Source organism: Lentzea flava (genome assembly GCF_014648475.1).
In the GTDB taxonomy this organism is placed as follows: Bacteria; Actinomycetota; Actinomycetes; order Mycobacteriales; family Pseudonocardiaceae; genus Lentzea; species Lentzea flava.
The window spans coordinates 182,036-200,409 of sequence record NZ_BMRE01000001.1; the positions used below are offsets into that span (position 1 = coordinate 182,036).

19 protein-coding genes and 2 pseudogenes are annotated in these 18,374 nt (G+C 70.4%); 10 read left to right on the plus strand and 11 right to left on the minus strand.

The features are described 5' to 3' along the window. Positions 1–5: 5 nt before the first annotated feature. A complete protein-coding gene (locus tag IEZ09_RS00885; protein ID WP_189251569.1) occupies positions 6–1,223 on the minus strand; it encodes an FAD-dependent monooxygenase in 1,218 nt (405 codons plus the stop codon). An 85-nt stretch (positions 1,224–1,308) separates the two neighbouring features. On the opposite strand from IEZ09_RS00885, the gene IEZ09_RS00890 reads away from it, so the two are divergent. Beyond that, complete coding sequence (locus IEZ09_RS00890) at positions 1,309–1,845, plus strand: TetR/AcrR family transcriptional regulator (RefSeq protein WP_189251570.1); 537 nt, start codon at positions 1,309–1,311, stop codon at positions 1,843–1,845. A 15-nt stretch (positions 1,846–1,860) separates the two neighbouring features. On the opposite strand, the gene IEZ09_RS00895 is transcribed toward IEZ09_RS00890, so the two are convergent. Next, positions 1,861–2,646: an SDR family NAD(P)-dependent oxidoreductase gene (locus IEZ09_RS00895; protein ID WP_189251571.1), complete on the minus strand. Its 786-nt coding sequence runs from the start codon at positions 2,644–2,646 to the stop codon at positions 1,861–1,863. An 86-nt stretch (positions 2,647–2,732) separates the two neighbouring features. Between IEZ09_RS00895 and IEZ09_RS00900 the strand changes: the two genes are divergently transcribed. Both IEZ09_RS00900 and IEZ09_RS00905 read left to right on the plus strand, forming a co-directional pair. Next, a complete protein-coding gene (locus IEZ09_RS00900) occupies positions 2,733–3,584 on the plus strand; it encodes a helix-turn-helix transcriptional regulator (RefSeq protein WP_189251572.1) in 852 nt (283 codons plus the stop codon). 123 nt (positions 3,585–3,707) lie between these two features. Continuing rightward, positions 3,708–4,472, plus strand: a complete 765-nt coding sequence (locus IEZ09_RS00905) for an alpha/beta fold hydrolase (RefSeq protein WP_189251573.1) — start codon at positions 3,708–3,710, stop codon at positions 4,470–4,472. Between the two features lie 7 nt (positions 4,473–4,479). Here the strand turns inward: IEZ09_RS00905 and IEZ09_RS00910 are convergent, their stop codons facing one another. Genes IEZ09_RS00910 through IEZ09_RS00920 form a run of 3 tightly spaced genes read right to left on the minus strand, consistent with a single transcriptional unit; the run spans position 4,480 to position 6,593 of the window. Next, on the minus strand, positions 4,480–4,893 hold the full coding sequence (locus IEZ09_RS00910; RefSeq protein WP_189251574.1) for a hypothetical protein: 414 nt from the start codon (positions 4,891–4,893) through the stop codon (positions 4,480–4,482). Between the two features lie 43 nt (positions 4,894–4,936). Further along, on the minus strand, positions 4,937–5,707 hold the full coding sequence (locus tag IEZ09_RS00915) for a pentapeptide repeat-containing protein (protein WP_189251575.1): 771 nt from the start codon (positions 5,705–5,707) through the stop codon (positions 4,937–4,939). A 10-nt stretch (positions 5,708–5,717) separates the two neighbouring features. Continuing rightward, positions 5,718–6,593: a hypothetical protein gene (locus IEZ09_RS00920; RefSeq protein WP_189251576.1), complete on the minus strand. Its 876-nt coding sequence runs from the start codon at positions 6,591–6,593 to the stop codon at positions 5,718–5,720. Between the two features lie 731 nt (positions 6,594–7,324). Between IEZ09_RS00920 and IEZ09_RS00925 the strand changes: the two genes are divergently transcribed. From IEZ09_RS00925 to IEZ09_RS00935, 3 genes are all read left to right on the plus strand, one after another. Beyond that, entirely contained in the window at positions 7,325–8,431 is a 1,107-nt protein-coding gene (locus IEZ09_RS00925) for a response regulator transcription factor (protein ID WP_229812137.1), read from the plus strand. Positions 8,432–8,689: 258 nt separating this feature from the next. Further along, on the plus strand, positions 8,690–9,715 hold the full coding sequence (locus IEZ09_RS00930; RefSeq protein ID WP_189251577.1) for a coiled-coil domain-containing protein: 1,026 nt from the start codon (positions 8,690–8,692) through the stop codon (positions 9,713–9,715). Continuing rightward, the gene (locus IEZ09_RS00935) at positions 9,712–11,103 is read left to right on the plus strand and encodes a tyrosine-type recombinase/integrase (RefSeq protein ID WP_189251578.1); all 1,392 of its coding nucleotides are present in this window, start codon (positions 9,712–9,714) and stop codon (positions 11,101–11,103) included. The genes IEZ09_RS00930 and IEZ09_RS00935 overlap by 4 nt, the downstream gene beginning before the upstream one ends. Here the strand turns inward: IEZ09_RS00935 and IEZ09_RS00940 are convergent. The 3 genes and pseudogenes from IEZ09_RS00940 to IEZ09_RS00950 form a co-directional block, all read right to left on the minus strand. Continuing rightward, positions 11,075–12,316, minus strand: a pseudogene (locus IEZ09_RS00940) (xanthine dehydrogenase family protein molybdopterin-binding subunit); the annotation flags it as partial. The gene IEZ09_RS00935 and the pseudogene IEZ09_RS00940 sit on opposite strands and share 29 nt — an antisense overlap. Further along, positions 12,316–12,885 (minus strand): annotated as a pseudogene (locus IEZ09_RS00945) (FAD binding domain-containing protein); the annotation flags it as partial. The pseudogenes IEZ09_RS00945 and IEZ09_RS00940, both read right to left, overlap by 1 nt. Further along, positions 12,872–13,330, minus strand: a complete 459-nt coding sequence (locus IEZ09_RS00950; RefSeq protein WP_189251579.1) for a (2Fe-2S)-binding protein — start codon at positions 13,328–13,330, stop codon at positions 12,872–12,874. The gene IEZ09_RS00950 and the pseudogene IEZ09_RS00945, both read right to left, overlap by 14 nt. A 119-nt stretch (positions 13,331–13,449) precedes the next feature. Here IEZ09_RS00950 and IEZ09_RS00955 point away from each other — a divergent pair, with 119 nt between their 5' ends. Continuing rightward, positions 13,450–14,016, plus strand: coding sequence for a TetR/AcrR family transcriptional regulator (locus IEZ09_RS00955; protein ID WP_189251580.1), 567 nt, complete (start codon positions 13,450–13,452; stop codon positions 14,014–14,016). Here the strand turns inward: IEZ09_RS00955 and IEZ09_RS00960 are convergent. Beyond that, positions 14,013–15,272 carry an ArgE/DapE family deacylase gene (locus tag IEZ09_RS00960; protein WP_189252165.1) on the minus strand — a complete coding sequence of 420 codons (1,260 nt, stop codon included), beginning with the start codon at positions 15,270–15,272 and terminating at the stop codon, positions 14,013–14,015. The two genes, IEZ09_RS00955 and IEZ09_RS00960, sit on opposite strands and share 4 nt — an antisense overlap. 131 nt (positions 15,273–15,403) lie before the next feature. On the opposite strand from IEZ09_RS00960, the gene IEZ09_RS00965 reads away from it, so the two are divergent. Continuing rightward, entirely contained in the window at positions 15,404–15,841 is a 438-nt protein-coding gene (locus tag IEZ09_RS00965) for an Lrp/AsnC family transcriptional regulator (protein ID WP_189251581.1), read from the plus strand. 7 nt (positions 15,842–15,848) lie between these two features. Here IEZ09_RS00965 and IEZ09_RS00970 read toward each other — a convergent pair whose 3' ends face one another. Continuing rightward, a complete protein-coding gene (locus tag IEZ09_RS00970) occupies positions 15,849–16,031 on the minus strand; it encodes a hypothetical protein (RefSeq protein WP_189251582.1) in 183 nt (60 codons plus the stop codon). 460 nt (positions 16,032–16,491) lie between these two features. Between IEZ09_RS00970 and IEZ09_RS00975 the strand changes: the two genes are divergently transcribed. Further along, the gene (locus IEZ09_RS00975) at positions 16,492–17,016 is read left to right on the plus strand and encodes a hypothetical protein (protein ID WP_189251583.1); all 525 of its coding nucleotides are present in this window, start codon (positions 16,492–16,494) and stop codon (positions 17,014–17,016) included. A 39-nt stretch (positions 17,017–17,055) separates the two neighbouring features. Further along, positions 17,056–17,724, plus strand: a complete 669-nt coding sequence (locus tag IEZ09_RS00980) for a hypothetical protein (protein ID WP_189251584.1) — start codon at positions 17,056–17,058, stop codon at positions 17,722–17,724. A 68-nt stretch (positions 17,725–17,792) separates the two neighbouring features. Here the strand turns inward: IEZ09_RS00980 and IEZ09_RS00985 are convergent, their stop codons facing one another. Next, positions 17,793–18,359: a TetR/AcrR family transcriptional regulator gene (locus IEZ09_RS00985; RefSeq protein ID WP_189251585.1), complete on the minus strand. Its 567-nt coding sequence runs from the start codon at positions 18,357–18,359 to the stop codon at positions 17,793–17,795. Positions 18,360–18,374 lie beyond the last annotated feature (15 nt).

Sequence of the window (18,374 nt, forward strand, 5' to 3'; positions counted from 1 at the left end):
AGCCGTCAGGGCGCCGGGATCCCGGCGCCCTGACGCTCGTCGTAGTCCTTCACGCGCATCGAGTCGTGCAGCCGCACGCCCTTCGAGTTGAGCTTCGCCAGCGGCCGCACCACCCACGACGGCAACGACGTCACCAGCTGCGCGCCCCGCGTCAGCGCCCACACACCGGCCCGCGTCGACGGGATCAGCGTCTTCGCCACCCCCAGCGCGAACTTCCTGCTCGCGTGGACGATGTCGCGCATCTCGTTCTCGTAGCGCGCGAAGGCCGCCGCGTAGTCGTCGGTGTGCGCCAGCTCGCCGGCCAGCACGTAGGCGCCCAGCACCGCGAGGCTCGTGCTGCCGCCGATCGCCGGGCCCGGGCAGTAGGCCGCGTCGCCGACCAGGGCGACCCGCCCGCGCGACCAGCTGTCGTCGCGCAGCTGCGTGATCGAGTCGAAGTAGAACACCCGATCGCTGTCGAGGTACTCGAGCCAGCCGTCGACCTCGGGGTTCAGGTTCTCGAACGCCGCGCGCAGCAGCTGCTTCTGCCGCGCGACGTCGCGGTGGTGGTAGTCGAGCTCTTCGGCGGTGCGGAACAGGAACACCGCACGCGCGTCGTCGATGTGCCTCGCCCCGTACACCGCCGCACTGCGACCAGGCCCGATGTGCCCGCTCATGGCGCCGGGGACACCCAGCTCCCGCGGCACTGACAACACCGCCAGGTACGCCCCGGTGAACGTCTTCGCGACCTCGCCGAACACCAGCCGCCGCACGGTGGAGTGCAACCCGTCGGCGCCGATGACGAGGTCGAACCGGCGCGGCGCCCGCGTCTCGAACGTGACCTCGCCGTCCGGCCCGATGGACGTGATCGAGTCGCCGAACAGGTACTCGACGTCCGCGCGTCCAGCGTCGTAGTAGATCTCGCTCAGGTCGTCGCGCATCACCTCGACGTGCCGGTCGGACGCGGCCGCGAACAGCTTCGTCACGTCGGCGCTGATCGGCGTGCGCGTTCCCTCGCGCACGAACGTGATCCGCTCGGTCCCGGTCGCCAGCGACTCGATGCGCTCGAGCACGCCCATGCGTTCGGAGATGTCCATGGCGGGCTTGAACAGGTCGACCGCGTGCCCGCCGGTCTTGCGCAGCACCGGCGACCGCTCGACCACCGTCACCTCGTGCCCGTACCGGGTGAGCCAGTACGCCAGCACGGGCCCGGCGATGCTCGCACCGGAAACGAGAATGCGCACGTCAGTCCCCCCTTACTTAACGGTCGGTAAGTGCTTGCCCGCGAGCCTAGCACCACACTTACCAACCGTTAAGTAAGATTCGCTCGTGGCCAAGCCCTCCGACACCAAGCAGCGCATCCTGCAGACCGCGCGGGAGCTGTTCGCGAGCAAGGGCGTGCAGCAGACCAGCCTGCAGGAGATCGCCGACCGCCTCGGCATCACCAAACCCGCGCTCTACTACCACTTCTCCTCACGGGAGGAGCTGGTCCGCAGCATCATCACCCCGCTGCTCGACGACGGCGAGGAGTTCATCGCGCGGATGGAGGCCCGCGAGGACGTGCAGCCCCGCGAACTGCTCGAGGGCTTCTTCGACTTCCACCACCGCCACCGCGCCGGCATCCTGCTGCTGCTCACCGAGATGACCACCCTCGCCGAGCTCGGCCTGGTCGACATGGTTCTGTCGTGGCGCTCCCGCCTGACCCAGCTCATCTTCGGCCCGACCCCGACGCTGCAGCAGGAAGCGCGCGGGGTGCTGGCGCTCGGCGGGATGCAGGACTGCACCATGCAGTTCCCCGACGCCCCGGTGGACGAGCTGCGCGCCGCGACCGTCCAGGCCGCGTGGGACGCCCTGGGCCTGGACTGAGATCAGGCTCCGGCATCAGGCTCCGGCACCGCCGTCGACCGGCACGATCGCGCCGGTGACCATCGAGGCCCGGTCGCTGAGCAGCCACGCCGCCACCTCGGCCACCTCCCGCGGCTCGGCCATGCGTCCGAGCGGAATCGCCGTGGTCACCTGATCGAGGATGCCGGGGGTCGCCGCCTCCCACGCATCGATCATCGCCGTCGCGGTGCCGCCGGGCGTGATGCCGTTGACCCGGATGCCGTCACGGGCCCAGCTCACCGCCGCGGTCTCGGTGATGCTGTTGAGCGCGCGTTTCATGGCGCCGTACGCGGGCAGCGCCGGGTTCGCGCGGCGGCTGCCGATGCTGGAGGTGTTCACGATCGCCCCGCCACCGGAGCGTCGCATGAGCGCGGCCTCGGCGGTCATGGCGACCCAGTGCGACCGGAAGTTCACCGCGAACTGCTCGTCGACGTCCTCGTCACTCGTGGTGTCGAGCGGGCCGGGACGCTGGATCGTCGCACCGTTGTTGAAGGCACCGTCGAGCCGTCCGTGCAGCTGCTCGACCCGATCGACCGCCGCGCGGATGCTCGCCCGATCGGCCAGATCCAGCCCGACGGCGTCGGCGACGCCTCCGCCGGCGCGGATCTCGGCGACCACGCGGTCGAGCGCGTCCGTGTCACGGGCGGCGAGCACGACGGCGGCGCCCTCGGAGGCGCACAGCCGGGCCGCCGCCGCCCCGATGCCGCGGCTGGCGCCGGTGATGAACACGACCTTGCCGCTCAGCAGGCCGGCAGGTGTGCTGCCGATGTTGTCGTTCGTCATGGACAACAGCGTCACGCCCGGCCCGGACCGCAGGCAGGCACAACCGGTACCAGGCTCCGCCGCCCCGCACCGGGCAGACTCGGCGTATGGACAAGCAGGAGCTCGCAGGGTTTCTCCGCAGCCGCCGCGAACGGCTCCAGCCGCAGGACGTCGGCCTGCCCACCGGACCACGACGCCGCACACCGGGCCTGCGCCGCGAGGAGGTCGCGGTGCTCGCGCACATCTCGACCGAGTACTACGTCCGCCTCGAACAGGGCCGGGCGCCGCGGCCGTCGGGCGAGGTCCTGGCCGGGCTCGCCACGGCGCTGCGGCTCACCGACGCCGAGTCGGACCACCTGCACGTCCTCGCCGGCACCGCACCGGCCACCACCAGGGCACTCCGGCGCGACGTCCGCCCCAGCATCCTCGCCCTGCTCGAACGGCTGCCGCAGACCGCCGCGTTCGTGATCTCCGCCGCGTTCGAGGTGCTCGCGTGGAACGATCTGGCCGCCGCGCTCATGGAGGACTTCGCCGCGCTCGCCCCGCACGACCGCAACCTCGCACGCCGGGCGTTCCTCGGCCCACCGGACACCCCGCTGTACGGGATCTCCGACGCGGCCGAGTTCCGCCACCACGTCGTCATGCAGCTGCGCTCCGCCCTCGCCCGCTACCCTGCCGACCCCGCGCTGACCGCCCTCGTCGACGAGCTCCGCGACACCAGCACCGACTTCGCCCGGCTGTGGGAACGGCACGACGTGCAGGCCGCACCGGTGCTCACCAAGACGTTCCACCACGCGGTCGTCGGCAAGATCACCGTCGACTGCGACTCGCTCCAGCTCACCGACCGCGATCAGCACCTCGTGCTCTACAGCGCACCGCAGGGATCCGCCGACGCCGACGCTCTGGCGCTTCTCGCGATAGCCAGGGGGAGCGCGATCACGCCCTCCGCGCGGCCATAGGATTCAGCCACACACCTCAGGGTTCACCGCCGCGGATCAGATGAGAACCGGCTCTCGAAACCGGTCTCACTTCCCGTGAACGCGAGGTAGGGTCCGGAAGCCGAGAATCACGCGGGGAGAGACATGCGCGCCGTCGAGATCAGACCTGGGGTCCGGATCCGCTGGGTCGAAGTGCCGGGCGACACGCCCGCTCGCGTCTACCTGCACGGCCTCGGCGCCTCGTCGGCGCCCTACTACGCCGAAGCCGTCGCCCACCCGCTGCTCGCCGGCCGCCGCAGCCTGATGATGGACATGCTCGGCTTCGGCATCAGCGACCGCCCCACCGGCTTCGCCTACTCCCTGGAGGGCCACGCCGACGCCCTCGCCGTCGCGCTCGCGAAGATCGGCCTGCGCCGCAGCGAGATCATCGGCCACAGCATGGGCGGCGCCGTCGCCATCGTGCTCGCCGCCCGCCACCCCGAGATGGTGCGCTCGCTCGTCCTCGTCGACCCCCACGTCGACCCCGCCACACCCGCGCTCGGCGCACCCGGCAGCCGGGGCATCGCCGCCTACGGCGAAGCCGACTTCCTCTCCCACGGCTTCGACCGCGTGCTGCGCGACGTCGGCCCGCACTGGGCGGCCACCATGCGCATGGCCGGCCGGGAAGCCCTCTACCGCAGCGCCGTCGACCTCGTCCGCGGCACGTCCCCGACGATGCGGAAACTGCTGATGGAACTGGAGATCCCGCGCGTCTTCCTGCACCCGGAGGACGCCCCGCCCCGCGGCGCCCGCGAACTGGCCGCGGCCGGTGTCCAGATCATCTCGGTGCCGAACACCGGCCACAACATCATGATCGACAACGTCGAGGGCTTCGCCCGCGCGGTCGCCCAGCAGCGCCTGTCGGTCTAGCCCGCGATCAGCAGTCGCGGTTGGTGTACGCGCTCCACCCGTCCTCACCCAGCGACACGACGCCGAGCGCACGCGTGCACCGGCCCGTCGTGTTCGTCGGCGAGGACCACACCTCGCGCTGGTCGAGCCGCCCGAACACCTTGCCGTGGTCCTTGCCGTCGCTGGTCGTCTCGACAGCGGTCGTGACGTGGAAGAGGTCGTGCTTCGCGGCCCAGTCCGCCCACACGAACACGTAACTCCAGTTCTTGCCACACCCCGCGAACTGCTTCACCGACGCGGCGGTCTGCCCGCCCATCTTCACGTACGCGGTCGGTCCGAGCTGGTAGGCCGACGCGCAGCCCGGCGGGGTCTCGGCGTGCGCGACGCCGGGTGCGAACAGTCCCGCCACCGCGGCGGCGACGATCAGCAGTGCCTTCTTCATGATCAGCACTCTGGCAGCGGCCGCTGACACCGCCCTGACACCGTCAGCGGCCCCAGTGTGACGGCCGGGTCAACGCCGCGGGAAGCTTCGTCCGAGCGTTCCCCCGCGCCGCGTTGACCTGCGGCTGCGTCAGGAACAGGCACGTGCTCAGGTCCGCGCTCGACAGCTCGGCGCCCCGCAGGTCGGCGCCGATCATGTCCGCCCGCGACAGGTCCGCGTTCGTGAGATCCGCACCGATCAGGTAGGCGCCGCGGAAGTCGGCGTTGCTCAGGTTCTTGTTCCGCATCCGCGCGCCGATCAGGTCCGCGCCCCGGTACGACTTCGCACTCGCCCGCAGCCGCTCGCTCGTGCGCAACAGCAACACGTTGACCTTCGCGCGCACCTCCGCCACGTCCAGCGCGAGGATGTCGTCCGGCCCGGCGACCGCGTGCCGCTCGACCTCGGCGAAGGCGTCGTCGAGATCCGCGTGCGGGTCGAGGCGGCGGGCCTCGGCGAGGTACCAGAGCAGCTCGTGCAGCTGCCGCACGACGGGGAACACCGCGAACATCTTCTGCCGCTCGCCGGTGCGCCAGTCGTTGCCGCGGAACACCGTCTGCGACACCCGCTGACCCGCACCGAAGCAGTCGTAGACCGTGCAGCCGGGATAGCCCTTCTGCCGCAGCTGGTCGTGGATGCCGCAGCGGTGGTCGGCCAGCAGGTTGCGGCACGGTGTCCCGGCGTCCTTGGTGGCCGCGAAGTCCGCCGACTTCGCGAACGGCAGCGCGACGCAGCACAACCCGAAGCAGTTGGCGCAGTCGCCCTTCAGCTCGTCCATCACGATCAGCCTACGACGTCGCTTCCGGCGCGGCTTTCACAGTCCAGGTGAACGTGGTCGTCGCGGTCAGCTTGGTCTTCGCGCTCTGGACCTTCACCGTGATCGGATATTCGTCGGGAGTGTCTCCGACGGTGCCGGTGATCACGCCTTTCGTCTCGTCGGCGATCTTGACGTCACCCACCGCGGCCAAGCCCTCGGCCGTGAACTTCAGGTCGTCCGCGCCTTCGGCGGTGATGGTGATCGGTTTGATCTCCTCGCCCGTGACGCTGTCGAGGGCAGCGATCTGCTGCACTGTCAACGAAGGCGCCTCGTCCTCCTCGTCCTCCTCGTCCGCGGCGGCACCCGCCGAGGCGTCGACCTTGAGCACTTCGAGGGTCTTGTTCGCGACCGCCGCGTAGGAACCTGCCAGGGCGGCGAATCGCGCGCTCGCCTTGTCCGCCGCCGAGGTGAGCCGGCGGGGTGTGAGGTCCGGGTCGGCGGCCTGGACCAGGAACGTCATGGTGATCATGTCGGCCCAGCGGCGGAAGATGATGTCGCGTTCCATCGTCTGCAACGGGTTGACCAGCCCGGCGAGCAGGAGGCCCGACACCGTGACGGCAGCGGATCCGATGATCTTCCCGAGATCCGGCGACGTGAAGATCGCCCACAGCAGCCCGAACGTTCCTCCTGCTGTCGTGAGGCCGAGGAAGAGCATGAAGAAGATGCGGTACCGGGCGGCTTTGCCGTCCCACTTGGGGATGAGCCCTGCCGCGTGCGTGAGCGACCGGTTGAACCGGTCCACCCGGTCCTTCTTCTCCTGCAGGTCCGGGGTGAGGGGCTCCTTCTTGTCCAGCTTGTCCTTGACATCGTCCGGGTAGGCGATCTGGGTGGTGAGTGATGCGGTCATCGCCGACCTCCTTGCCACGCCGTGTCACCACTGCGTCGCCGCGGGCACCGGAATCGTTACTCGGCGTGTCCCCACCACCTCAGCATCTTTCGTCACGGTGACGACATGCCGGCTGTCTTGATGTTTGTGCTCCGGCCTTGCGGGCTGGTGAGCGTTCCCGAGACGGTGGGCTTACCACTCTCCGGTGAGACGGATGTGAGGACGGTTTCCGGCGGTGCCTGATCCCGCGTGCTCGTCGCGACAGCTCGCGATGGTCGCGTGCTGCCGGGAGGAGGTCTCGCATGACCGTGTCCTTGCGCAGGCTGGCGCGAGCCGGCCGGGCCCGCCCAGCGCGTCGCCCCCGCCGCACGGCGGGGCATCGGAGAGCGCGGTGGCGCCGGACCTGCGTACCCGTGCTGTGCACGGTGGCGTGTGTCGTCTTCCAGCTTCTGGAGGGCGTAGCGGCGCTGCTCAGCGGGGAGGACGCCCTCACCGCGGTGGTGAGGGCGCTCCTCGTGGCAGGTGCCACGATCGCAGGAGCTGGCAGGCACAAGCGATCGTGATACCGGTGGTCCGGTCGTCCACAGGGGCGGCCGGACCTCTCCTCCAGGGAACACCACCGCCTCGCAGGAGCCAAGCCCCGGTCTCCCGCCGGGTACCGTGAGCCGTCACGAAACCCGTTTCGTGACAAGGAAAGGGGGCGTGATCCGGTGGTGGCGACCCCGTCCGGGAGCACCTGCGTGGTGTGCGGCGTGGCACTGCCCTCCGCGACGGCGACCGGCAGGCCGCGCAGAACGTGTTCGGACAAGTGCCGGTCACGAGCCCGCCGCGACCGGGAACGGCAGACCGCGCGCAGCACCGCCAGGCAAGCCGGACGCTGCGAGACCGCACTGGCCGGACACGCCTGCGACCGCCCAGCCGCCTTCGTGCTGGTCGTGGACGGCACCGAGATGAAGGTGTGCCGCACCTGCCGCGAACCGACCCTGGCACTGCTGGTCGGGCAAGGCGTGGGCGCGACCGCGATCGAGGTCCGCGCCGTCACCGCCGAGCGGATGGCACCGGCACCGGACAGCAGCCCGTCGCGCACCGTGAAGGTCCTGCTCATCGAGGACGACGACCGCGTGAGCAGCGCCCTCGTGCCCGCGATGCAGCGCCGCGGGTTCGACATCCGGTGTGCCGCCACGGGCAAGGACGGGCTGCGGGACGCGCGCCTGCACGACTTCGACGTCGTCCTGCTGGACCTCGGCCTGCCCGACATGGACGGGATCGAGGTCCTCCGACGTCTCAACCGCACCTGCGACACGCCCGTCATCGTCGTCACCGCACGCAGCGAGGAGAGCGCACGGATCCTCGGCCTGAGCAGCGGCGCCGCCGACTACCTCGTAAAGCCCTACGACTTCGGCGAACTGATCGTCAGGATCCGCAAGGCGGTCCGTGCCAAGACACCGCTGCCCGGTGTCTACGAGGACGCCGTCCTGCGAGTCGACCTGCTTCGGCGGGAGGTCCACGTCGGCGGGCACGCGGTCGCGCTGACCTCGCAGGAGTTCAAGGTGCTGACCCTCCTGATCCAGTCACCAGGCGTCCCCGTGGCCACGGAGACGATCCACGCTCACCTCACCCGGTCCGACACGGCGGCGGCGCGGCAGAGCCGGCTCGTGACCGTGTACATCGGGATGCTGCGCAACAAGATCAGCGTCAGTCCCCTCGGCCGGGACCTCATCGTCAACGTCCGGGGAATCGGCTACTCCTACCAGCCGCCCCGCACACCCGCGACCACGTCCCGGATCGGCTACAGCCACGCCGACCGGTTCCTCGCCACTCCGAACCCGCAGACCGGACCACACGACCACAGCGCCTGAGCGCCGTGTTCCTGGCGCTGCTCGCGCCCTGAGAGCCGACCCGCCGGGGTCCCGTCACCCGGACCTCCTTTCGTCACGGTGACGGCCTCCCAGTTTTCATCCGCGTGTTCAGAGCGCCTTCACCGCGACAGATTCGCGTATGCATACCTTGCCGACATAATGACACTTATCTCGGTAACCTCGTCTCACCGGTTCCTACTTCCAGAAACACTTACTGGTTTCTGGTTCCAGAAATAGTAACTGTGCTAGGCTGCACGGGTGACGGAAGTTCTCGAAACCGCAGGTCAGACGGCACGGACGCGGCCATGCCGCTTCTGCGGCGCGCCGGTGTCGGCCAGGAAGCCCACGGGCCGCCCGCCGCTCTACTGCTGGGCCGACGGCAAGGACTGCCAGGCACAGGCGAAGCTGCAACGCGCCGCCGCGAGGGCGACCGACATCGCCGGCGGTGAAGTGGTGTCGATCCGGCAGTCGGCCGCGGACCTGGCCGAGCAGCTCGACGAGGCCTGGGAACCGATCAACGGCCTGCTGGAGACGATGACCGCGGCCCGCGCCGACCTCGACGCCCTGCGAGAACACCTGATCGCCCGCGCGGAGACCGCCGAGGCGGACGCCCGTGAGGCCCTCGAGCAGCGCGACCAGGCACTGGAAGCCGCGCACGCCGCCGAGCTCGCCAGGGACGAGGCGCTGCGGCAGGCCGCTGACGCACGCGCCGCCGAGACCGCCGCGCTCAAGACGCGCGACGCCGCCGAACAGGCCCGCGTGGAGGCCTACAGCGCCCGCGACCGCATGCAGGCCCAGCGTGACGCCGCCGAACAACGTGCCGCCGAGGCCGCGGCGCGCGAGGCCGCCACCGCGCAGGCCGCCGACACCCGTGTGGCGCTGGCGCACGAGCAGGCCGCCCACGCCAGGGAGAACACGGCCCGCCTCGCTGCCGAGCTGGCGGCGGTGCAGCAGCAGCTCGACGAGGAACGCCGGAGGTTCGAGGCGGAACGAGAGGCGTTCAGCGGCCGGCTCGAGCAGGCACGCACCGCTCACCGCGACGAGCTCGACCGTCTGCAGCGCGGCCGGGCCGACGAGATGACCGCGCTGAAGGCCGCCTACGACAGCTCGCTGGCCACCGTCACCGCCGCGTTCGACCAGCGCACGCGACTTCAGCAGGACGCCTACGAGGCGTTGCGCGTCCAGGCCGGGCGGGACGCCGAAGAGGTGCGGCGGTTGCGCGACCTGGTCGAACAACTGCGGCAGCCGGAGGTCGCACCCGAACAGGAAGAGCGCCTTCAGTGAAACCGGACCATGGCGAGCTGACGGTGCCGGCGTCCGGTGCGGTGGAGTTGCCCTCGGCGTTGTTCAGCGAGCTCGCCGAGCTGGAACGGCTGCTGCGGGACTGGCTGCTGGGCTACACCTCGCGGGCGACTCGTCTGTCGTACGCCGACGCGCTGGGCATCAGCCGCGCCTGGGTCACCTCGCTCACCGCGGAACCCTCGCCACAGCCGTCCAAGACCAGTCCTCCGGTGCGCACCGGCAAGTTCCGGCACCTGGCGTGGTTCCGCTGGTGCGACCAGGCGCGCCTGCACCCGCTCGCGGTGACCTCGACGGACGTCAAGCAGTGGCAACAGGATCTCGCCAACGCCGGGGTGCCCAAGTCCACCCGCGCGCATCGGCTGGCCGTGGTGGGCAAGCTCTACGGCTACCTGTGGGAGCACGGGGCCGTGCCGGGTGATCCGACCAGCTTCGACCGGTCGGGCCTCGGGCTGAGCCGCAGTCACGACACGTCGGCCACGGTGGTGCTGACCGCGGGGCAGGTCGAGTTGTTGCTGTACACCGCGGCACGGGTGCGGCGCGGGGTGAGCGAGCTGATGGCGTTGCGGTCGGTGGCGCTGACCGGCCTGTTCACCCTCGGGTTGCGGGTGGGTGAGGTGACCGGACTGAACCGGGGTGACCTGCACCAGAACCGGGGGCGCAAGGCGCTGCGGGTGCTGGGCAAGGGCGGCAAGTTCCGCGTCGTGTACTTGTCCGAGCTCGCCGACAACGCGCTGACCGCCTACCTCCGGGAACGGGATCGCTGGTCGCGGGCCTCGGTGCTGTCGCTGCCGCACCAGGTGGCCCCGCACAGCACGCCGCTGATCGCGACGCGGGACGGCGGCCGGATGAACCCACGGGACATCTGGGCGCTGCTGCGGCGCATCGCCGCGGCGGGAGGGCCGGAGCTGGCCGAGGTCGCGGGAGCGCTGGGGCCGCACGTCGTGCGGCACTTCTACGTCACCAGCGCCGCGGAGGGTGGCGCCGACATGACCCACGTCCAGGCCGACGTCGGTCACGCCTCGGTCGAGACGACCCAGCGCGTCTACAACCAGGCCGCCCGCGACCCGTCCCGCTCGGCCGTCGACATCGTCGAGGCCACGCTGGTGCGGGCGCGCAACGACCGCACCAGCGTCACCGCGCTCGGCGAGGCCGCGGACGCACTGGCCCGCGCCGCCGAGGCCGGTGACCCCGTGGAGCTGCTGCACCAGCTCCAGGAGGTCGACCGGTTGTGCACCGGTTCCGCGGCACCGGACGCGGTCGTGGCGTGCCTGGGCGAGATCACCCGCGCCCAGACGCATCCGCGGGTCGTCTCGCACGCCCGCGCACTGCTGGAACGCCTGGTCAGTCGACCAGCAGGTCCTCGATGGTGATCGGGATGTGCCGGACCCGGATGCCGGTGGCGTTGTAGATCGCGTTGGCGACCGCGGCGGCCATCCCCACGATGCCGATCTCGCCGACTCCCCTGGCGCCGACGGCGTTGTGCAGGGTGTCCGGGTACCTCAGGAACTCGACGTCGATCTCCGGGATGTCCGCGTTGACCGGGAGCAGGTAGCCCGCGAGGTCACCGTTGGCCGGGCGGCCGTTCGCCTCGAACTCCAGGTTCTCGTGCAGGGCCGCCGAGACACCCCAGATCATGCCGCCGGAGATCTGCCCGCGTGCTGCCTTCTCGTTGATGATCCGGCCCGCGTCGAACACGCCGAGCATCCGCGACACCCGCGCCTCTCGGGTCCACCGGTGCACCCTGACCTCGCAGAACTGGGCGCCGAACGAGCTGAACGAGTGCTTGGTGAGCTCCTCGCCGGGCGCCGAGGTGCCGGTCGCGGAGAGCGACTCGCGGTTCAACGCGCGCAAGAGCTCACCGAACGGCATGGAACGTCCATCACCGACCACGCATCCCTCGGCGTACGACACGTCGACGCCGTCGAACGGTGCGCCCGGTGCCGACGCGAGGGCGAGCAGGTCGTCGATCACCTGGGCGGCCGCGATCATGATGGCGGTGCCCGCGCTCGCGGTGGCCGTCGAACCCGCCGACATGCCTCCTGCCGGGTAGGCGGAGTCGCCCAGCCGGGGCGTGATGCGGTCGGGCGTGATGTCCAGGGACTCGCCGCCGATCATCGACAGCACGGTCAGCAGGCCGGTTCCCGGGTCGGAACCGCTGGTCGAGACCACGGCGGTGCCGTCGGCGCGCAGGACGATCTCGACGGTGGCCGGGAAGCGCAGCGCGGGGAACAACGCGCTCGCGGTGCCCATCCCGACGAGCCAGTCGCCGTCGACGCGGCCGTGCGGCGTGCGTTGTGCCCAGCCAAACCGGGCCGCTCCGACGCGGAAGCACTCGTCGAGGTGCTTGCTCGACCACTGCAGGTTCTTGCCGATCGGCGCGGTGGAGTTGTTGCGCAGCCGCAGCTCGATCGGGTCCATGTTCAACGCCACGGCCAGCTCGTCCATCGCGCTCTCCAGCGCGAACGAGCCAGGAGCCTCGCCGGGCGCCCGCATGAACGTGGTCGGCGGGATGTTCAGCGGCACGATCTTCTGGCTCAGCGCCAGGTTCTGCGTCGCGTAGTACTCCCGCGCCGTGCCGTGTGCGGGGTGTTTCCCGGCAGCCGGTAGAAGTCCGCCAGCGCGACGACGCGTTCTCCGTCCTCGCTGCGCAGCGTGATCTCGGCGTCGAGCGCCACCAGGGCGACCGCGACGTCGCTCGCGTGGGTCGCCACGCAGTGGTCGCTGGTGCCGAGGAGGGCGTGCATGCGGTTGGCGCCGGTGAGCGCGGGGCAGCCGCTGCCGGGTTCGCGTTTGTTGCACGGCGTGGCGACGTCGCGAAAGTAGGTGCAGCGGGTGCGTTGCAGCAAGTTGCCACCGATGCTGGCCATGTTGCGCAGCTGCTGCGACGCGCTCAGCAGCAGGGCGCGGGAGATCGCCGGGTACACGCCGGGGTGCGCGGCGATGTCGGCCATCCGTTCCAGTGCGCCGATGCGCAGCCCGTCGGAGGTGTCGATGCCGCGCAGCGGAAGCTCGTTGATGTCCAGGACGTGCTGGGGCGTCAGGACGTTGAGCTTCATCAGGTCGACGAGGGTGGTGCCGCCCGCCAGGAACGTGCCGGGTGTCGCGAGCGCGGCGTCGAGGGTCGCGGGTGCGGTGAGCTCAAACGGTCGCATCGGCGCTCTCCGTCCTCGCCTGCTCGACGGCCGCGACGATGTTCGGGTACGCCGAACAGCGGCACAGGTTGCCGGACATGAACTCCCGGACGTCGCCGACGTTCTCGCGCACCGCCGCGACCGCCGACATGATCTGCCCCGACGTGCAGAACCCGCACTGCAGCGCGTCCTGCTCGACGAACGCCCGCTGCACCGGATGCAGTCCGTCCTCTGTGGACAGTCCCTCCACCGTGGTGACGGGACGCCGCACGGTCGCGGCCAGGGTGAGGCACGAGAGCACCGGACGGCCGTCGACGTGCACCGTGCAGGCGCCGCACTGTCCCCGGTCGCAGCCCTTCTTGGGGCCGGTGAGGCCCACGCGCTCGCGCAGCGCGTCCAGCAACGTCACGCCGGGATCGACGTTCAGCCGTTCGGTTTTACCGTTGATTTCGAGTGAGATGTCCACCGGATCTCTTTCGTCGCCGGTCGAACCGGATACTCATCCGCTTCCACGGCCCGACGGTAGCGGATTAGAATCCGCTTCGCACCCCTGGAGCTGCTCCAGCCCCGACGACCGGAGACACGATGACGGGATCGGTCAGCCCGCGGCGCGCGGACACGCGGCGCAACCACGAGCGCATCCTCGCCGTGGCCGCGGAGTCCCTGTCGTGCTCGGCGGAGCTGTCGTTCAACGCCATCGCCAAACAGGCCGAGGTCGGGGTCGGCACGGTGTACCGCCACTTCCCGACGCCGGAGTCACTCATCCTCGCGGTCTACCAGCGCGAGGTCGACCACCTCGTCAACGTCGTGCCACGCCTGCTCGCCGAGCACCCGCCGGACGAGGCCTTCCGGATCTGGACCACCGACTACCTGGCGCACTACATGATGAGCAAGCGCGGCCTGGCCAACGCACTGACCGTCGCCACCAGGTCACGCGGACAGCTGCCCGTGAGCGCGTACGAGGCGATGGTCGGCGCCGTCACCACCCTGCTCAAGGCGAACGCCGACGCCGGCAACATCCGCGACGACCTCGACCCGCAGACGGTGCTGCGGGGCCTCGCCGGGCTGCTCTACCTCAGTCCTGACGAGGACTGGCGCGGGCAGACCGCGGCCCTGACCGACCTGTTGTGGCGCGGCATGCGCAGGGACTAGCGGCAGCCGGCCGCGCGCAGAGTCGCGAGAACCAAGGTGCGGGTGACGGTGACGATCTCGCTGACGCCGACCTGTTCCCGGGGACCGTGCGCGAGCCGGACATCACCCGGCCCGTACTGCAACGTCGGGATGCCCGCCCCCGCGTACAGCCGCAGGTCGCTGCCGTAGGGAGCACCTCGCTCGGCAGGCCTCGGCCCGCCGGTGACGTCGGCGTGCGCGGCACCGACCAGCGCCGCGAGCGGATGCCCCGCGGGCAGCCTGCCGCTGGCGAACTGGCCGCCGGGCCACGTCACGGTGGCGGGGTGGGAACGCAGCCACGGGTCCGCGGCGCACGCTTCGGCCACACACGCCTCCAGATCGGCTCGTGCGAGAGCGGGGTCCTCGCCCAGCGCGACGCCCAGTCGTCCCTCGGCCACCAGCAGGTCCGGCACGCTGCTGGCCCAGTCACCGGCCTGCACCGTGCCGACGGACAACGGGTACGGCACCGGGTACTCGGCCATCAGCGGATCGGCGCCGACGTTGCGACGGGCCTCGAGCCGGGCCAGCGCGTGGTGGATGGGCAGGTAGGCGTCGATGGCGCTGACCCCCGCGTACCTGGTGCTGCCGTGAGTGGCCCGGCCGGGCACCTCGATCCGGAACGTGAGGGCGCCGGCGTTGGCGGTCATGAGCGCGCCGCCGGTCGGTTCGGTGATGATGCACGCGTCGCCGGTGTGGCCCCGCTGCACCGTGCCGAACGCCCCGAGGCCGCCGTCCTCCTCGCTGACCACGAAGTGCGCCCACACCTGACCCCGCAGCCGCACGTTCGCCGCCCGGATCGCGGCCAGCGCGGCGAGGATCGCCACCACACCGGCCTTCATGTCGCACGCGCCTCTGCCGTGCACCACGTCCCCGGCGACCCGCGGGCGGAACGGATCACCCTCCCACTGCGCGAGGTCGCCGGGAGGGACGACGTCGACGTGCCCCTGCAGGATCACCGTCGGCCCGTCGTTTCCTCCCCGGCTGCCCACCAGTCCCCAGGCCTCCGTGCGCGGAGCCTCGCCACCGGGGAAGTCGTCGTGCGCCCGCAGCTCGGGCAGGTTCATCGACCACAGGTCGACGTCGTGGCCCAACCGTTCCAGGTGCCCGGCCAGCACGTGCTGCAACTCCGACTCCGCCGCACTTCCCGTCACGCTGGGAACCTCGAGGAGCTCCAGCAACAGCCGGCCGATCGCCGCTTCGTCCACCGCGGCCAGCGCCGCCGCCTCGACATCGTTCATGGTCACGAACCGGGAGACTAGGGTCGGCTGACCTGCGCAAACAATCGCCATTTCCGCCGATTTGCAGCGGATTTCTTGCAAAGTACGCGGCCCTGTAGCGCTTTTTTGCACCGCACCGGATGCTCGCGGGCATGGACGTCATCGACGAAGCGATCATCCGGTGCGTGGTGCGCAACGCCCGTGCCACCTACGCCGAGATCGGCAAGGCCGCCGGGCTGTCCCCGTCCGCCGCCAAGAGGCGGCTCGACCGCCTGGTCTCCACCGGGGCGATCCGGGGCTTCACCGCCCTGGTCGACCCGCAGGCGCTGGCGTGGCACACCGAGGCGTTCGTCGAGGTCTACTGCGCGGGCAACCCCACACCGGCCGACCTGCGCCAGGCGCTGGACGACATCCCCGAGGTCATCGACGCCTGCACCGTCTCCGGTGCCGCCGACGCGATGCTCTACATGCTGGCCAGGGACATCCCGCACCTGGAGCAGGCCATCCAGCGCGTGCGCTCCACCGCTCCCGTTCAACGGACCGAGAGCGCGATCGTGCTGTCGCGGCTGCTGAACCGGCCGCGCCTGTGACCTCCCGCTAGCAGACCAGCGCGACGTGGTGGCACAGGTGCGCCGCAGCGCGCCGCACCGCCGCCCCGAGCCGCCGGACGAGGAGACCGGGCACCGCCAGCAGACCGCGCAGGCAGCCGGGCCTGGTCTCGTCACGCCGGTGGCGAGAGCGGGGACCGGCCGCGTCGATCAGCAGGACTACACTTTCCATGTTGGTTCATCCTTGAAGTGGTGTGAACAACGAACTCGCGGCTTCCTGATGCCAGTCAGGGAGCCGCTTCTTTTTGCCGCCCACACGAAGCGTGGGCCTCACCCACTATCGCAGTGTTGATCACCGTCCACACCCGCGCTCGAATTGGGCCTCGTCGAACGGCGATTCCACGTCATCACTGACACCGAAGAACAGGTTGTCGCGCTCGGCGGATTTGCGGACGAGGGCAGGGCTGATCAGGCTGCCGTTATTCGGCGCCAGTCACATGGCGCGGACGTTGTCGAACAGCCACGACATCACTCGAACGGGTTGCGCAATGGGATCTTGTAACCTGTCCAAGTTCCAACGAGACGCTGGGAGCGGGCGCCACATCGGCCCCAGCGAAAGATGAAATTGAATTACCGCCCATTTTCAACTCCCCGGTCGTTCGGCCGGCGAACCCCCACCAGAGGAACCCACGATGCGTGGCCAACTTCGCAGAGGACGCCCGCTGCCCGCCGCAGCCAGCGACTACTATCACCTTGACTCATACGCGGCCGAGCTGGCGTTTCAACTGGTCAAACTCATCAACGCGAGATGTTTGACATCGAGCAACTTCCTCCGCAAACACATGGCCGGCCCCGGCGCACCTGCCTGCATCGCGGGCGATCCTGGCGACCACCGGGCGTTCGTCGACGCGAAACGCTCCATGAGCAAGTGCATCGGCTGGACCGCGCGGGAGATCCCGGACTGGGACCTCGTCTTCTTCATCCTCGCCATGTGCGGCAGCGGTGCCGACTACCACATACCCCGACTGGCCGGGCTCTGGCGTGCGTCGCAGCGCTACGGACCACCCGACTACGACGGCGAGGTGCTGCTCCCCGACGGAGCACCTGCGCCCTATTCCGATATCAACGAGGCGCCTTCAGACAAGGTCCGCGTCCAGGTGTTGCTCACGCGGTTGTGCGCGGAGCGCGAACACCGCGACTTCACCAGACCAGCCTGAAGTTCCACGAGCTCGACTACCCCGCGCGAATGCCAGAAGGTGCTGATCCGCATCGTCTCGGAACAGGACAAGCAGAACAGGAGCGGCGTCGAGCACGAGCTGCACGACACCGTGACCCGTCTGCGCGACGAACTGCAGGAAGCCACTACCGCACTCGCCCGCGAGAAGGCCGACCACAACCTCACCACGAACCAGCTGGCGTTCGCCGCGGCCTGTCTGGACGCCGTGAGCGCGGGCGGCGACACCGACCCGGTGCTGTGGCTGCGCGACGCCGACTTCCCGCTCGGCGCCGGCCTCTACAGCCTGCTCAACCAGCCCGTCACCACCCACGGCCGCACCGAACAGGAAGGCGTCACCCGGTTCCTGACCGTCTACCTGCGCGCCTACTTCATCAGCTGGTTCGGCGACGCCGCCGACCACGACGACACCGTGGGCCTGTACCGGGCCATCGTGCGCGACGGCGTGCTGCCACCGGTCGACGTGCTGCACAACGTGCTGGAGCCGCACACCATCGCATTGCAGGTGGCGCACCCGCTGCTGGCGGAGCTGGCGCCGGAGCCGCAGACACCCGAGCTGCCCGAGCACGCCGCCGACGTGCACACCCTGGAGGTGGCCGGCGGCGAACACCGGACCGGCGTGCTCGACAAACCGGTCAACGTCGTGGACCTGATCCAGAACCTGACGCGCCGCCCCGGCGACACCGCCTAGCGGCGCGCCACGGCGAACTTTCCCGGCACCGGAACAAATGCGGGACCGACCGAACCGGGGGTGGTCCGCTAGGCGGGCCAGGAGCGCAGCACGGTGTCGAGCGCGTCGAGGGCACGGGTCCACGACGCCTCGACCCCGCGCGGGTGGCTGTGGAACGCCCCGGCGCGTTCCAGCGAGACGTAGCCGTGGAACGTGCTGTGCAGCAGCCGCACCGCGTCGGTCTGATCGGGTTCCCACAGGTCATAGCCGCGCAGGATCGCGCGGGTCATCTCAGCGTGCTTGCCGGCGGCGCTGGTCGCCGCCGTGTCCGGATCCAGCGCCATCTGCGTCGCCGCGTACCGGCCGGGGTGCTCGTGGGCATAGCGCCGATACGCGGCGGCGAACGCCACCAGCGCGTCCTTGCCGGACCGGCCCGCGATCGCTTCCGCCACCTGGTCCGCGAGCTCGGCCAGCGCGAGCACCGCGAGGCGGACGCGCAGGTCGTGGGCGTTGCGGATGTGCGAGTACAGGGAGGCGTCCTTCACGCCGAAGTGCCGGGCGAGCGCGGACACCGTCACGTTCTCGAAGCCGACCTCGTCCGCCAGCTCCGCCGCCGCCTGCGTGAGGCGGTCGGCGGTGAGCCCCGCGCGTGCCATGCGCCACCTTCCTAG